16 protein-coding genes and 1 pseudogene are annotated in these 12,925 nt (G+C 72.0%); 9 read left to right on the top strand and 8 right to left on the bottom strand.

What is annotated here, in order from left to right:
* On the bottom strand, nucleotides 1–356 hold a 356-nt coding region (locus tag AOQ53_RS14140; protein ID WP_330219334.1), incomplete at its 3' end, for a copper homeostasis protein CutC.
* A 103-nt stretch (nucleotides 357–459) separates the two neighbouring features.
* Nucleotides 460–1,140: a maleylpyruvate isomerase family mycothiol-dependent enzyme gene (locus tag AOQ53_RS14135; protein ID WP_059417395.1), complete on the bottom strand. Its 681-nt coding sequence runs from the start codon at nucleotides 1,138–1,140 to the stop codon at nucleotides 460–462.
* 47 nt (nucleotides 1,141–1,187) lie between these two features.
* Between AOQ53_RS14135 and AOQ53_RS14130 the strand changes: the two genes are divergently transcribed.
* Both AOQ53_RS14130 and AOQ53_RS14125 read left to right on the top strand, forming a co-directional pair.
* Nucleotides 1,188–1,850 carry an HD domain-containing protein gene (locus tag AOQ53_RS14130; RefSeq protein ID WP_059417394.1) on the top strand — a complete coding sequence of 221 codons (663 nt, stop codon included), beginning with the start codon at nucleotides 1,188–1,190 and terminating at the stop codon, nucleotides 1,848–1,850.
* 10 nt (nucleotides 1,851–1,860) lie between these two features.
* A complete protein-coding gene (locus AOQ53_RS14125) occupies nucleotides 1,861–2,937 on the top strand; it encodes a GNAT family N-acetyltransferase (RefSeq protein WP_408055163.1) in 1,077 nt (358 codons plus the stop codon).
* Here AOQ53_RS14125 and AOQ53_RS14120 read toward each other — a convergent pair.
* Nucleotides 2,910–3,197 (bottom strand): DUF4031 domain-containing protein, encoded by a 288-nt coding sequence (locus AOQ53_RS14120; protein ID WP_059417392.1) that lies wholly within the window; start codon nucleotides 3,195–3,197, stop codon nucleotides 2,910–2,912. The genes AOQ53_RS14125 and AOQ53_RS14120 overlap by 28 nt on opposite strands.
* On the bottom strand, nucleotides 3,194–3,577 hold the full coding sequence (locus AOQ53_RS14115) for a hypothetical protein (RefSeq protein WP_059417391.1): 384 nt from the start codon (nucleotides 3,575–3,577) through the stop codon (nucleotides 3,194–3,196). Before AOQ53_RS14115 ends, AOQ53_RS14120 begins: the two co-directional genes overlap by 4 nt.
* A 55-nt stretch (nucleotides 3,578–3,632) precedes the next feature.
* On the opposite strand from AOQ53_RS14115, the gene AOQ53_RS14110 reads away from it, so the two are divergent.
* Nucleotides 3,633–4,613, top strand: coding sequence for a MurR/RpiR family transcriptional regulator (locus AOQ53_RS14110; RefSeq protein ID WP_059417390.1), 981 nt, complete (start codon nucleotides 3,633–3,635; stop codon nucleotides 4,611–4,613).
* A 44-nt stretch (nucleotides 4,614–4,657) separates the two neighbouring features.
* Entirely contained in the window at nucleotides 4,658–5,590 is a 933-nt protein-coding gene (gene murQ / locus AOQ53_RS14105) for an N-acetylmuramic acid 6-phosphate etherase (RefSeq protein ID WP_059417389.1), read from the top strand.
* Nucleotide 5,591: 1 nt separating this feature from the next.
* Here the strand turns inward: murQ and AOQ53_RS14100 are convergent, their stop codons facing one another.
* Nucleotides 5,592–6,236, bottom strand: a complete 645-nt coding sequence (locus AOQ53_RS14100; RefSeq protein ID WP_059417388.1) for a MerC domain-containing protein — start codon at nucleotides 6,234–6,236, stop codon at nucleotides 5,592–5,594.
* A gap of 146 nt (nucleotides 6,237–6,382) precedes the next feature.
* A pseudogene (locus AOQ53_RS14095) lies at nucleotides 6,383–6,574 on the bottom strand (hypothetical protein); the annotation flags it as partial.
* Nucleotides 6,575–6,688: 114 nt separating this feature from the next.
* Between AOQ53_RS14095 and AOQ53_RS14090 the strand changes: the two are divergent.
* The 5 genes from AOQ53_RS14090 to AOQ53_RS14070 all read left to right on the top strand — a co-directional run bounded on the left by AOQ53_RS14090 (nucleotide 6,689) and on the right by AOQ53_RS14070 (nucleotide 10,105).
* Nucleotides 6,689–7,528, top strand: a complete 840-nt coding sequence (locus AOQ53_RS14090) for a helix-turn-helix domain-containing protein (RefSeq protein WP_059417387.1) — start codon at nucleotides 6,689–6,691, stop codon at nucleotides 7,526–7,528.
* Nucleotides 7,512–7,724 (top strand): DUF397 domain-containing protein, encoded by a 213-nt coding sequence (locus AOQ53_RS14085; RefSeq protein WP_059417386.1) that lies wholly within the window; start codon nucleotides 7,512–7,514, stop codon nucleotides 7,722–7,724. Before AOQ53_RS14090 ends, AOQ53_RS14085 begins: the two co-directional genes overlap by 17 nt.
* Nucleotides 7,725–7,933: 209 nt before the next feature.
* Nucleotides 7,934–8,782: a hypothetical protein gene (locus tag AOQ53_RS14080; protein WP_236711685.1), complete on the top strand. Its 849-nt coding sequence runs from the start codon at nucleotides 7,934–7,936 to the stop codon at nucleotides 8,780–8,782.
* A gap of 59 nt (nucleotides 8,783–8,841) precedes the next feature.
* A complete protein-coding gene (locus tag AOQ53_RS14075) occupies nucleotides 8,842–9,522 on the top strand; it encodes a Uma2 family endonuclease (protein ID WP_236711684.1) in 681 nt (226 codons plus the stop codon).
* 13 nt (nucleotides 9,523–9,535) lie between these two features.
* The gene (locus AOQ53_RS14070) at nucleotides 9,536–10,105 is read left to right on the top strand and encodes a hypothetical protein (RefSeq protein ID WP_059417384.1); all 570 of its coding nucleotides are present in this window, start codon (nucleotides 9,536–9,538) and stop codon (nucleotides 10,103–10,105) included.
* 1 nt (nucleotide 10,106) lies between these two features.
* On the opposite strand, the gene AOQ53_RS14065 is transcribed toward AOQ53_RS14070, so the two are convergent.
* Nucleotides 10,107–11,663 (bottom strand): carboxylesterase/lipase family protein, encoded by a 1,557-nt coding sequence (locus AOQ53_RS14065; protein WP_059417383.1) that lies wholly within the window; start codon nucleotides 11,661–11,663, stop codon nucleotides 10,107–10,109.
* 101 nt (nucleotides 11,664–11,764) lie between these two features.
* Nucleotides 11,765–12,892 (bottom strand): NADH:flavin oxidoreductase, encoded by a 1,128-nt coding sequence (locus AOQ53_RS14060; protein WP_059417382.1) that lies wholly within the window; start codon nucleotides 12,890–12,892, stop codon nucleotides 11,765–11,767.
* Nucleotides 12,893–12,925: the final 33 nt, after the last annotated feature.

Here is a 12,925-nt window from a genome sequence, read left to right as displayed (position 1 = left end):
GTCCAGGGGCAGCCGTCCAGCACCCCGACGACCCGCTCCACAGCCGCCAGATCCACCCCGCCCCCCGCGTCGAGGAACCCCAGAACGAACTCCTCGGCCCCGGCCTCCCGCAGCCCGGCGGCCACGCCGACCAGCCGGTCGACGTCCCCGGCCGCGAAGCCGTCGGCGAGCCGCAGCATCACCCGCAGCGAGATGTCGACGGCCCGGCGGATCCCGGCGACGGTGGCGGCCGACGGGGTGAGCCCGTCGGCCGCCATGTCGGTGACCAGCTCGAGGCGGTCCGCGCCTCCGGCCTGGGCGGCGACCGCGTCCTCGACGCCGAGGGCGATCACCTCCAGGACTGCACGCTTGCTCATGGGGCCCCTTCGTCGGCATGGTGTCGGCGTTTCCGCGACAGGTCTAGTCCAATCCAGACTACGCTGCCCGTTCCCACCGACTCCCAAGCCCCGAGGACACGGCTCACCCGAAGATGTTCAGCTCCTTCGCCTCCACCCCGGCCAGCTCGAACGCGGGCGCCCCGTCCACCGGCCGCCCCGTGTACAACCGCACCAGCGTCGGCCCGTCCCCGATGAAGCGCCCCGGGGGCCGCTCCCCGCCGCTCTCCCCCAGCCGCAGCGGTTCGTCCAAGTCGTCGAGGTCGGCGTGCAGCGGCACGTGCCCCCGCTCGCGGGTGATCCGGGCGAGCAGCGACAGCGCGTCCGGCAGCCCGGCCCCGCCGTACGCCCCGGGCTCGCCGAAGGCCTCGCGCGCGTCTCCGGCGTGCACCCACTCCCCCAGCGCGAGACCGTCCAGCTTCCCGCCCGCCCCGGCGATCAGCGGTCCGGCCTCGGTCATCCCGCGCTCCAGCTCGTCGACCACGCGCGCGTTGCTCCAACCGTCCCGCTCGGCGATGTCCCGGTCGTTCGACTCGGGCGAGAACACGCCCTCCTCGAACCGGTTCTCCACCACCCGCATGAGCGCGGCCGAACAGTGCGCCAGCACCGACCGCACCGACCAGCCCGGACACGCCCTCACGGGCAGCGCGAAGTCCTCCTCGGCCTTGCCCCGCAACAGCGGGATCAGCGCGTCACGCTCGATCAACAGCAGCCGTCCGGGCTGCTCGGGGTCCCGTACCTCGTGCACATCAGCAGGAGTCGTCATAGGACCCACGCTAGGTGTCGCGCCCCGTTCAGCGGGAGAATGCCCCCATGGCCGATCTCGACGCCCTCCGCGCCCGCTTCGTCCGCACCCTGGAAGCGGCCCGGGGTCCGGCCGGCGGCCCGGACCCGGTCCCGTACGCCGACGACCTGCTCGGCCGCTGGCAGGAGCCCCAGCGCCGCTACCACACGGTCGGGCACCTCACCGCGGTCCTGGACCACATCGACGCGCTGGAGAAGTACGCGCACGACCCGGACGTGGTCCGGCTGGCCGCCTGGTTCCACGACGCCGTCTACCTCCCCGACCGCTCCGAGAACGAGGAACGGTCCGCCCGCCTCGCCGAACGCGCCCTCCCCGAGGCCGGCGTGCCCGCCCCCCGGACCGCCGAGGTGGCCCGCCTCGTCCGCCTCACCGTCGGCCACGACCCCGCCGACGACGATCCCGACGGGCAGGTGCTGTGCGACGCCGACCTGGCGATCCTCGCCTCGCCCCCGTCGGCGTACGCCGCCTACACCGCAGCCGTCCGCGAGGAGTACCGCTTCGTCCCGAACGACGCCTTCCGCACGGGCCGCGCGGCGATCCTGCGCCAACTCCTCGACCTGCCGAGGCTGTTCAGGACGCCCTACGGAGCGTCGGAGTGGGAGGCGACGGCCCGCTACAACCTCACCGCCGAGCTGGAAATGCTGTCGCTTCCGCCCGACCAGCCCTCGTAGCCTGCCCCGCATGTGGACAACGGGTGCGGAACAGGTGGAACAGGCCGTCGCCGAGTGCGTGGGCCTGCTGGGGGCGGTCACCGACCGGGACTGGGAGGCGGTGCGCGCCGGGCGGCTGGAGTGGAACTGCCGGGAGACGGCGGTGCACATCGCCGGGGACCTCATCGGGTACGCGGGGCAGCTGGCGGGGCGCGAGCCCGAGGGATACACGCCGTTCGAGATCTCGCTGGAGGAGGGGACGGACAACGCGGGTGCGCTGCGGGTGATCCGCACGATGGGCGCCCTGTTCGCCGCCGCGATCCGTACGACGCCGCGCGAGGTGCGGGCCTTCCATCCGTATCCCTTCCGCAGCGCGAACCGTGAGGGGTTCGCCGCGATGGGCACGGCCGAGGTGCTGCTGCACACCCACGACATGGCCGAGGGGCTGGGCGTGTCGTACGAACCGGATCCCGAGCTGTGCGACTTCGTCCTCACCCGGATCTTCCCGCACGTCCAGCCCGGCCCCACCCCCTGGCGGACCTTGCTGTGGGCCACCGGCCGGAGTGACCTGCCCGGCCGCGAGCCGGTGACCGAGTGGCGCTGGTCCAACAACCCGGCGCTGCCGACCGACCGGCTCACCCTTCAGGGCGTCACCCCGGCGGCGGCCGCCGATCTGGGCACGGTCGGCGACGGCGGCTTCGAGTGGCTCGACGGCGACCCGGCCGACGGCACCCGGGTGGGCGCCGGGCTGGTGTTCAAGCAGTACGAGGACGGCGTCCACCGGCCGGAGTGGGGCATGTACGTCCTGGTCCGGCGCCAGGACGGCCGTGCGCTCGGCGCCATGGGCTTCCACGGCGTCCCGGACGAGTCGGGGCGCGTGGAGGTCGGCTACGACCTGGTCGAAGCGGCCCGTGGCCACGGTTACGCCACCGAGGCGCTGCGCGCGCTGTCGGCGTGGGCGCTGTCCCGGGACGAGGTACGGACCGTCGTCGCGAACGTCGAGCGGGACAACACGCCCTCGCACAACGTCCTCGCCCGCGCCGGATTCAAGGCCGTCGCGCAGGACGCCGAGCAGGTCACCTACGAACTGCGCGAACCCGGCGACTGAGTCCGCCCCTTCGGCCGCCGCAGCCCCGCCCCGTGCAGCAGCCGCACCACCTCGCGGCTGCTGACCTCCACGGCCCCGGCGGCCACGACGTCCGCATACCGCTCGGCGGGGATGTCGTAGTGGTCGCGTTCGAAGGCGCGCCGGGGCACGCCGAGGCGTTCGGCGAAGGTGTGCAGCTCCTCGAACGAGACGTCGCTGACCAGGTGGGACCACATGCGGCCGTGGCCGGGCCAGGTCGGCGGGTCGATGTAGACGGTCACGAGGGCGCCGCTCCGCCGAGAGCCTCGCCCAGTGATCCCAGCGCCGCGACCTTCACACCCGCCTCGCCGCACACCCAGTGCGGGTCGGCCCCCAACTCCGGCTCCACCTGCAGCGCGTGCGGGTCTCCGGTGCCGCACACCGGGCACAGCGGCCAGCGGCCGTAGCGCTCCAGCAGGGCGTCCTGCACGTCCTGCGCGACCAGACCGGCGACGTACTGCGCGCCCTCCGGCCACTGCTCGACCCACCACCGCCGCTGCGTGACGGACTCCTCGACCAGGGAGACGACGTCCGCCTCGGCGACACGTCCCGCGACGAGGTCGGCCAGCACGAGGGCGCGCGCGGCGTGCAGCGCCTGCTCCAGGGGGTCGATGGGGTCCATGCCCCCATTGTGCGCACTCTTGACCCCAGCGCCGAGCCGAAAATATCTTTCAGAGGTGACCCGAAGAGTGAAGGAAAGTTTCGCCGACGAGCGCGACGGCGCGAGCGGTACGGGTGGCACGGGTGGCACGAGTGGCACAGGCGGCGTAGCCGGCACGCTCGGCACCCCGCCGGCTCCTGCCGCCCTCGCGGCCAAGGTCCGCACGCTGGGCCCGTCGATGACGCGTTCCATGCAGCGCGTCGCCGAGGCCGTCGCGGGCGACCCGGCCGGCTGCGCGGCCCTCACGGTCACCGGCCTCGCCGAACTCACCGGCACCAGCGAGGCCACCGTCGTACGCACCGCCCGGCTGCTGGGCTATCCGGGTTACCGGGACCTGCGCCTGGCCCTCGCCGGTCTCGCCGCCCAGCAGCAGTCCGGCCGCGCCCCCGCCATCACCACGGACATCGCGGTCGACGACCCGATCGCCGACGTGGTCGCCAAGCTCGCCTACGACGAGCAGCAGACCCTCGCCGACACCGCCGCCGGCCTCGACACCGTCCAGCTGGGCGCGGCCGTCACCGCGCTGACCACCGCCCGCCGCACGGACGTGTACGGGGTCGGGGCGTCCGGGCTGGTCGCCCAGGACCTCACGCAGAAGCTCCTGCGCATAGGGCTGGTGGCGCACGCGCACAGCGACCCGCACCTGGCCGTCACCAACGCCGTGCAACTGCGCGCGGGCGACGTCGCGATCGCCATCACGCACTCCGGGTCGACGGGGGACGTCATCGAGCCGCTGCGGGTCGCCTTCGAGCGAGGGGCGACGACGGTGGCGATCACCGGCCGCCCGGACGGCCCGGTCGCGCAGTACGCCGACCACGTCCTCACCACGTCCACGGCCCGGGAGAGCGAGCTGCGTCCCGCGGCGATGTCGTCCCGGACCGGTCAGCTTCTTGTGGTGGACTGCCTGTTCGTGGGGGTGGCGCAGCGGACGTACGAGACGGCGGCGCCGGCGCTCTCGGCGTCGTACGAGGCGCTGGCCCACCGGCATCGTTCCTGAGCCAGCCCCGGCCAGCACCGGAAAGACACGGAAAGAGCCGTCCCATGACCTCCGCCTCCGACCCCCGTGAGCTCAGAGCCGAGTTGGAGTCCCTGACCACCGAGGCGTTCCGGCCGGACCTCGCCGGCATCGACCGGCTGCCCACCCTCGACATCGCCCGGCTCATGAACGGCGAGGACGCCACCGTGGCCGGGGCGGTCGCGGCCCGGCTGCCGCAGATCGCCGCCGCGATCGACGCCCTGGCCGAGCGGATGGCCCGGGGCGGCCGCCTGGTCTACGCGGGAGCGGGCACGGCGGGCCGGCTGGGCGTCCTGGACGCCTCCGAGTGCCCGCCCACCTTCAACACCGACCCCTCCCGGGTCGTCGGGCTGATCGCGGGCGGCCCGCAGGCCGTGGTCACCTCGGTCGAGGGCGCGGAGGACTCCCGGGAACTGGCCCGTGCCGACCTGGAGCCCCTCGGCCTGACCCCGGACGACACGGTGGTCGGCATCTCGGCCTCCGGCCGCACCCCGTACGCCATCGGCGCCGTCGAGTACGCCCGCGCCCGCGGCTGCCTCACCATCGGTCTGGCCTGCAACCCCGGCAGCCCGCTCGCGGCCGCCGCCGAGCACGGCATCGAGATCGTCGTGGGCCCCGAACTGCTCACCGGCTCCACCCGGCTGAAGGCCGGCACGGCACAGAAGCTCGTGCTCAACATGCTGTCGACGATCACGATGATCCGCCTGGGCAAGACCTACGGAAACCTGATGGTCGACGTCCGCGCCTCCAACGACAAACTGCGCGCCCGCTCCCACCGCATCGTCGCCCTGGCCACCGGCGCCGGTGACGAGGAGATCGAGCGGGCCCTGGCCGCCACCGACGGCGAGGTGAAGAACGCGATCCTGATCATCCTGGCCGACGTGGACGGCCCGACGGCGGCGCGGCTGCTGGAGGAGTCCGACGGGCACCTGCGGGCGGCCTTGGTGGCGGCCGGCTGAGTCACCGGCCCCGGCGGCGCTGACCGCCGTAGAAGGTGCCGCCCGCGAGGAGCAGGGACAGTCCGGCGGTGACGGCGAGGGTGATCTCCGTGGTGTTCCGCTGATCGGGGCTGTCGGGCAGCCTGGGATCGAGCAGCCCGAGCGGGTCCTCGCGGATCTCGACGCGGTCGCCGGGCTCTGCCTGGCCGAAGCAGTTCTCCTGCTGGGAGACCTCGTACGTCCTCCGGTCCCCGCCGAGCTCCCGGACCGTGCAGAACATGTCCGGCCCGCGCCGCTGGTCCCGGTCGACCACCTGGGTCACCACGGCGTCGACGGGCTCTCCCACGGTCTTCATGTACGCCTCGTACACGGCGGGCCCGGCGAACAGCATCAGTGCGAACCCGCCGAAGGAGACGAGCGTCGCCGCCCCGGCCCGGTGCCAGAAACCGCCGATGACACTGGCGGCGACCGCGATCGTCGCCATGGCGACGACGGCCCCGAGCCAGGTCACCCACTGTCCGACCGCGGACCCGAGCAGCAGCAGGGCGGGCACCAGCACGGCCCACAGCGCGGAACTGACGGCCTTGCGCACGCCGGACAGAGCCGGCCGTGACCTGTCCGTCCCGCTGGTGCCGCCGGCCTCCACAGCCGTCCCGGACGCGCTCATGTCCCCCGAACTCCTGTCAATGGCACGTTCATTCGCGCCCGCCACGATATACAACGGGCGCGACTCCCCGGTTCACCGGAACCCGGCACCTTTCACCGTGACTTCGGCTCCCGGTTGACCTGCCTCACCCGCGCCCGCAGCGTCTCCCCCACAGGCAGCGAGCGCAGTACGTCCGCCAGATGCTCGGCCGTCCGTACGTTGCACCGCCCCAGATCGACCAGGGCGAACGGCTCCTCGCTCGCACCGGTCACCGGGTCGACGCCCAGCGACGGCAGCACGACACCCACTCCCGCGAGCGCGTCCCGCAGCGACTCCACGATCTCTTCGGTCGAACGCACCTTTCCCTACCTCCACGCTGAGTTTGTGATTCACCACACAGCGTGGCCGATGCGCCTCTAACCTGGCGATATACGGCGGCCCAACAACCCGATGTGTACGACAGGGAGTTGCCCATGCCCGGATCCAGGGACCTCGACCCGTCCTCCTCCCCTCGGGCCCTCCTGGGCGCCGAACTCCGCCACGCCCGCGAGAAGGCCGGCCTCAGCCAGGAGGAACTTGGTCAACGGCTGTTCGTGAGCGGGTCGTTCATCGGGCAGCTGGAGGCGGGTACGCGCAGGATGCAGCGGGAGTACGCGCGGTTGCTGGACGAGGTGCTGGGGACGGGGGATTTCTTCCAGCGGAACTGCGGGGCTGCGGCGAAGTCGAAGTATCCGGAGCACTTTGCGGAGGCGGCGGAAGCGGAAACCCGGGCTACGGCCATCAGGGAGTACACGTCGATGCTGATCCCCGGCCTGCTCCAGACCCCCGCCTACGCCCGGGCGGTGTGCCGCGCATATCAGCCGACGGCACCAAGTGAGGAGATCGAGAAGAGGGTGGCCGCTCGCATGGAGCGAACACACATCCTCGACGATCCAACAAAGCCGTTGTTGTGGGCGGTGATTGATGAGTCAGCGTTGCATCGGGTGACAGGTGGGGCGGAGGTCATGGCAGAAGCCCTGCAACACATCACCGACCTGGCCCGCCGCAGCCGGGCCATCGTGCAGGTGCTGCCGTTCGATGCGGGGGCGCACCCGGCCATGCAGGGGTGCGTCAGACTGATGGACTTCGACGACGCGCCTCCGTTGGTATACCTGGAAGGCGTTGGCACCGGGCGGCTGGATGACGACCCCGCCACCGTCGCGGAGTACCGGTTCTACTACGAGTTCCTCGCAGCATCCGCACTCTCGCCGGAGAAGTCCCTAGCCCTGCTCGAAGCAATGGCCCAGGATTACGCGCATGAGGAACATCCCTGACTCCGACCTGCGCGCGGCTACCTGGCACAAGTCCAGCTACAGCGGCGGGAGCGGCGACAACTGCCTGGAAATCACGCACGACTTCCCCACCGTCGCTCCCGTCCGCGACTCCAAGAACCCCGAAGGCCCGAAGCTCGTGTTCCGGACCACGGCGTGGGCGGCGTTCCTCGCGAACCTCAAGGACGGCACCGCCTGAGCTTCGGGATCCGGGCTTCGAGCCCTCTTTTCAAGGAACGGGTAGAGGGCCTCAACCCGCCCTCCCACCCAGCGTGTTGACTTGACGCGTTCGGCTTGCCACGCATGGTGACGGACCTCTACGGTTCCTGCATACGCAACAGCCCCCGCCAGGTGCTACCAACACCTGCGGGGGCCTGACCAACGAGATCGAAGGAACAGTTCGATCCCATGGCTGACGCCCAGCTTAGTGCTGCCTCCCCGTCCGCGCACCCAATGGCGACCCCGGGCTACGGCAAGCGCTCCGCCCCTGACCAACTCACCCGCACCAATCACGACTTCGCACACCTCCCGCCCCGCGAAGCAGCCATCGCCGCCTACCTCGACCGGCTCCCCGACGGCGCAGACATCTCCGTGAAGACGCTGGCCAAGCACCTGCCGTACGGACAGTGCGCCCTCGGCACCGCCCTCAACCGCATCCAGCAGGCGGGCCACCTGCGCCGGGGCCGGGAGTGCGTGACGGCGGACGACGGCAGCTCCCGCTGGATCACCCGATCGTGGTTCTCCCGCACCGCCCGGGACGATGACTGGTGGGCGGCCTTCACGCGCGGCGACGTACCGCAGCAGCGGCGTCCGACCCGCTCCCGCGCCCACATCCTCCTGGCCGCCCTCGGCCGCACGGCACCCGTCCTGTCCCTCTCCCAGGCAGACTGCGCGACGCTCGCCCCGCTGGTGACGGAGTGGTTCGAGCGGGGCGCCTCGGAGGAGGACGTACTGCGTGCACTCACGGCCGGCCTGCCGACTCCCGTCCACCACCCCGCCGCCCTGGCCCGCAAGCGCCTGACCAGCAAGCTCCCGCCCCCACCCGCCTCGCGACCGCCCCTGCGGGTACTGGAGTGCGCGAACTGCGGTGCCCCGGGGCGTCCGGAGTCCCTGCCAGGGGGCCGTTGCAGCGCATGCCGGGGCGAACGCGCCCCCGCGCAACCGCCCGCACCCCTGTCCGCCCCCACGGTTCACGACCACGCAGCCCAGATCCGCGCTGCGATGTCCCGACGACGACAAGAGAGGGCACACACATGACGGCTCCTACGGTCCGGCGCCACCAGCCCGGGGCACGATGGAGGGAAGGAGGCGAAGCCATGACCCGAGACACGACCGACCGCCCGCAGATGGATGTCGAGGACTTCGACGAACTCGTGAGCAGGGCTCCGAGGGAGATCCGGAACAGGCTGGAGTTCCTGGGCGGGCGACTGTGCATCCGGCACGGCCCGCTCGACGTAGACGAGTTCGAGGAGCTTGCCGCAGCGGCGCCCGAGGCAGTGCGGCTTGAGTACATCAATGGAAAGGTAGAGGTCAAAGCCATGCCGGACGGCAACCACACGTCGATCTTCCTGTGGCTGTCGCGCCAGTGCATGCAGCATCGACCCGACTTGGATCTCGCACCGGAGCGGGGCGTCAAGGCAGAGGCTTACCGCAAGGGCCGGGCACGCACGGATGGGTTCCTGGCACCAGTGGATCACTTCAAGGGCGACCGAGAGTGGTCCGACCCCGACGGTGCCCTGATGGCCGTAGAGATCACTTCCCACGACCGCGATACCGACCAACGCGACCGCGTCGACAAGCCCGTCGGCTACGCAGCGGCCGACATCCCCGTATACCTCCTCATCGACCGCGACAACAACACACTCACCGTCCACAGCGAACCGAAAGACGGCCGCTACCAGCAGATCTCCCGACACCCCTGGGGCGCCACCGTCGAGCTCCCCGCCCCCGTGAACATCACCCTGGACACCGAGAAACTCAAGGACTACGCCGACTGACGACAATGGACCTATGAACCACGCCCAGCTCACCGCCCTAGGCCGTGCCCTCCGTCTCCTCGGTGAGCACGGGGAGGCCCTCACCTCCGACACCCCGGACGGCAAACTGCACGAGGTCAAGGCCGACCTGAAGCGCGCCCTGGACCTGCTGGAGGACAGCGTCACCACGGCCGCGCCCAGCACGCGCTGCCCCGAGCACCCCACCGGCCCGGTCGACGAGGCCGCCCCCGACCTGTGCCTGCTGTGCGAAACCCGGCGCCGGGCCGCCCGTCGCGCGGAGTTCAACGGCCCCGCCCCGCATCACCGGCCCACCGAGCCGGTCCAGTCCCGCTACGGCGTGAGCGGTGACCGCCCCCAGCCCCAGCAGCGCTGGCTGCCGGAGCTGTGGACCGGCCAGACGTGGCAGCTGTGCGGCACTCCGCGCCGGGACCGCCGCGAGGCAGAGCTGTACATCGCCGCCCAGCGCAAGGCTCCCCGGGCGGCCATGGCGTACCGGCTCGTGCACGAGTTCACCGACTACGAGGTCCTGCGCGTGTGGGGTACGCCGGTCAGGGTCGACATCGAGCCGATGGGCAACCTTTAGCTCACAGCACGGGCAGGGCCTGGAAGTCGTAGCCCTCCCACATGCGCCGCGAGGCCTCCTCCGGGTACGCCCTCACCACCGGCTCCGCGTCCAGCACCTGCACGAGCCGCCGCTCGTCGTCGTACGCCGGCCAGCCCGGGTCCCCCGTCCTCGCGAACGCCGTCCAGGACTTCCGGAAACGGGACGACAGCGCCTCGGCCTCGGCGGACGGCTCCGTGCCCGCGAACAGCAAGAACCCCAGGTCCGCCCCGTACGTGCCGAAGAGCAGGGGGATGTCCAGGCCGTGGCAGGCGCCCAGCGCGCCGCCGTTGCCCGGGGCCGGCCAGGTCAGTTCGTAGACGTGTGCGCGGCCGCCGCCCGCGCGCTGCGCCTCGGCCAGGTGCAGGGAGGGCATGCTGAACAGCCAGTCCGTCTGGACGCGTTCGTAGAGCTCGTCGGGGGAGGCGTCGGGGAAGGCCGTGCGGTAGGCCTGTTCACCGTCGGGGCCGGGGGCGAAGAGGCTGAGGGCCGCTGTCGCCCTCTCCTCGGAGATCTGGCCCAGTTGACCCGCCATGGCGACGAAGAAGCGGTACGCGTCGCGGTTGTGGCCGACGAGCAGGTCGACGTCCTTCGCCGCGCCGGCCGCCAGCGCCTGCCAGGGCGTGACCGGCAGGACCTCGCCGTCGACGACCGGCGAGAAGGGCGTGACCGTCGGCGCAGCCTGGCCCCAGCGGTCGATGTACTGGGGCATCTTGCCGCTCAACGACTCACCCGCCGAGGTCAGTTCGCGGGGGGCGATGGTCGCCAGGTCGGCGACCGTGGGACGCAGCCCCACCTCGGCGGCGAGAGCGGCACCGATGTCACGGGCCAGGGCGTCCGAGAAGAACGTCCCTGGCACGCTCTGCGCGATCACCCGCCGGAACAGGCCCGCCGCCCTCGGCATGACGAGCAGCGAGGCGGCCGATCCCGCGCCCGCGGACTCCCCGAAGACGGTGACCTGGCCGGGGTCGCCGCCGAACGCCTCGATGTTGTCCCGTACCCACTCCAGCGCGGCCACCTGGTCGAGCAGGCCGCGATTGGCGGGCGCCCCCTCGATGTGGGCGAAGCCCTCCATGCCGACGCGGTAGTTGAGGGACACGACCACGAGGTCGCCGTCGGCCGCGATGCGCCGGGCGTCGTAGCCGGGCTGGCCGGAGTGGCCGAGCTTGTAGGCGCCGCCGTAGATCCACACCATCACCGGGCGGCGGGCGCCCGGGTCCGGTTCGGGGGTCCAGACGTTGACCGTGAGCCACTCGTCGCCCTCGGGTACGTCGAGCAGGCCCGGCCCGCCGAGGTTGCCGAGGTCCTGCGGGGGCGGCGGGCCGAAGGCGTACGCGTCCCGTATGCCGTCCCAGGCGTGGACGGGGCGCGGTGCCATGAACCGGGCCTCGCCCACGGGAGGCGCGGCGAAGGGGATGCCGCGGAAGACGGCGAGACCCTCCTCCCTGCGGCCGCGTACCGCACCGGCGGTGGTGCGCACCACCGGTGCGGGCTGCCCGGCTGAGGCACCGGTCGGGGGGTGGGACTCGGTCGTCGTCATCTCTGCGGTCTCCTCACGAGGTACCGGTGAACAAGCGCTCGACCAGTGTCCTTGACTGACGCAAGCGAATCCAGGACACCTCGTGTGCGGACCCTGCGGGGTCAGCTGAGCGTCTTCAGCGCCGCCGCCTCGTACGGCGCCAGCTCGTCGAAGCGGCCGGACAGCACCTTCTGCGCCCACAGCGGGTCCTGGAGCAGGGCGCGGCCGACGGCGACCAGGTCGAACTCGTCGCGCTCGAAGCGGTCCAGGAGGTTGTCGAGGTCGCCGATCTCGGCGCCCTCGCCCTGGAATACCTTGAGGAAGTCACCGTTCAGGCCGACCGAGCCGACGGTGATGGCGGGCTTGCCGGTGAGCTTCTTGGTCCAGCCGGCCAGGTTGAGGTCGGAGTCGTCGAACTCGGGGACCCAGTAGCGGCGGGTGGAGGCGTGGAAGGCGTCGGCACCGGCCGCGGCGAGCGGGGTCAGGATGGCCTCCAGCTCTTCGGGCGTCTCGGCGAGGCGGGCGTCGTAGGCGTCCTGCTTCCACTGCGAGTAGCGGAAGATGACGGGGAAGTCCGCGGAGACGGTCTCGCGGACGGCCGCGACGATCTCCGCCGAGAACCTGGTGCGGGCGACCGGGTCACCGCCGTAGGCGTCGGTGCGGCGGTTGGTGGCCTCCCAGAGGAACTGGTCGAGCAGGTAGCCGTGGGCGCCGTGGATCTCCACGCCGTCGAAGCCGATGCGCTCGGCGGCGGCCGCGGCCTCGGCGAACGCGCCGATGACGGCGTCGATGTCGGCCTGGGTCATGGCCTTGCCTGTGGGCTCGGTGGCGCCGATGCGCAGGCCGGAGGGGCCGACGGCCGGGGCGTCCGCGACCGGCGGCTCGCCCTGGTTGCGGACCATGCCGATGTGCCACAGCTGCGGCACGATCGTGCCGCCCGCGGCGTGCACCGCCTCGGCGACCTTCGCCCAGCCCGCGAGCTGCTCCTCGCCGTGGAACCGCGGCACGCGGTCGCTCTGCCCGGCCGACTCGTGACCGACGTAGGTGCCCTCGGTGACGATCAGGCCGACGCCGGCGGCGGCGCGGCGGGAGTAGTACGAGACGACGTCGTCACCGGGGACACCACCCGGGGAGAACATGCGGGTCATCGGCGCCATCGCGATCCGGTTCGGGACGGTCAGGCCGCCCAGCGATACGGGCCTGGACAGGATCTCGGCGGCACGGGAGGCGGCGGAGGCGGCGACGGTCACGTGGGGACTCCTCTTCGGATACCGGACAGTATG

It is taken from the genome of Streptomyces azureus (genome assembly GCF_001270025.1).
Lineage (GTDB): Bacteria > Actinomycetota > Actinomycetes > Streptomycetales > Streptomycetaceae > Streptomyces > Streptomyces azureus.
The sequence above is the reverse complement of the archived record's forward strand: the minus strand, read 5'-3'. Positions and strand labels throughout refer to the sequence as shown.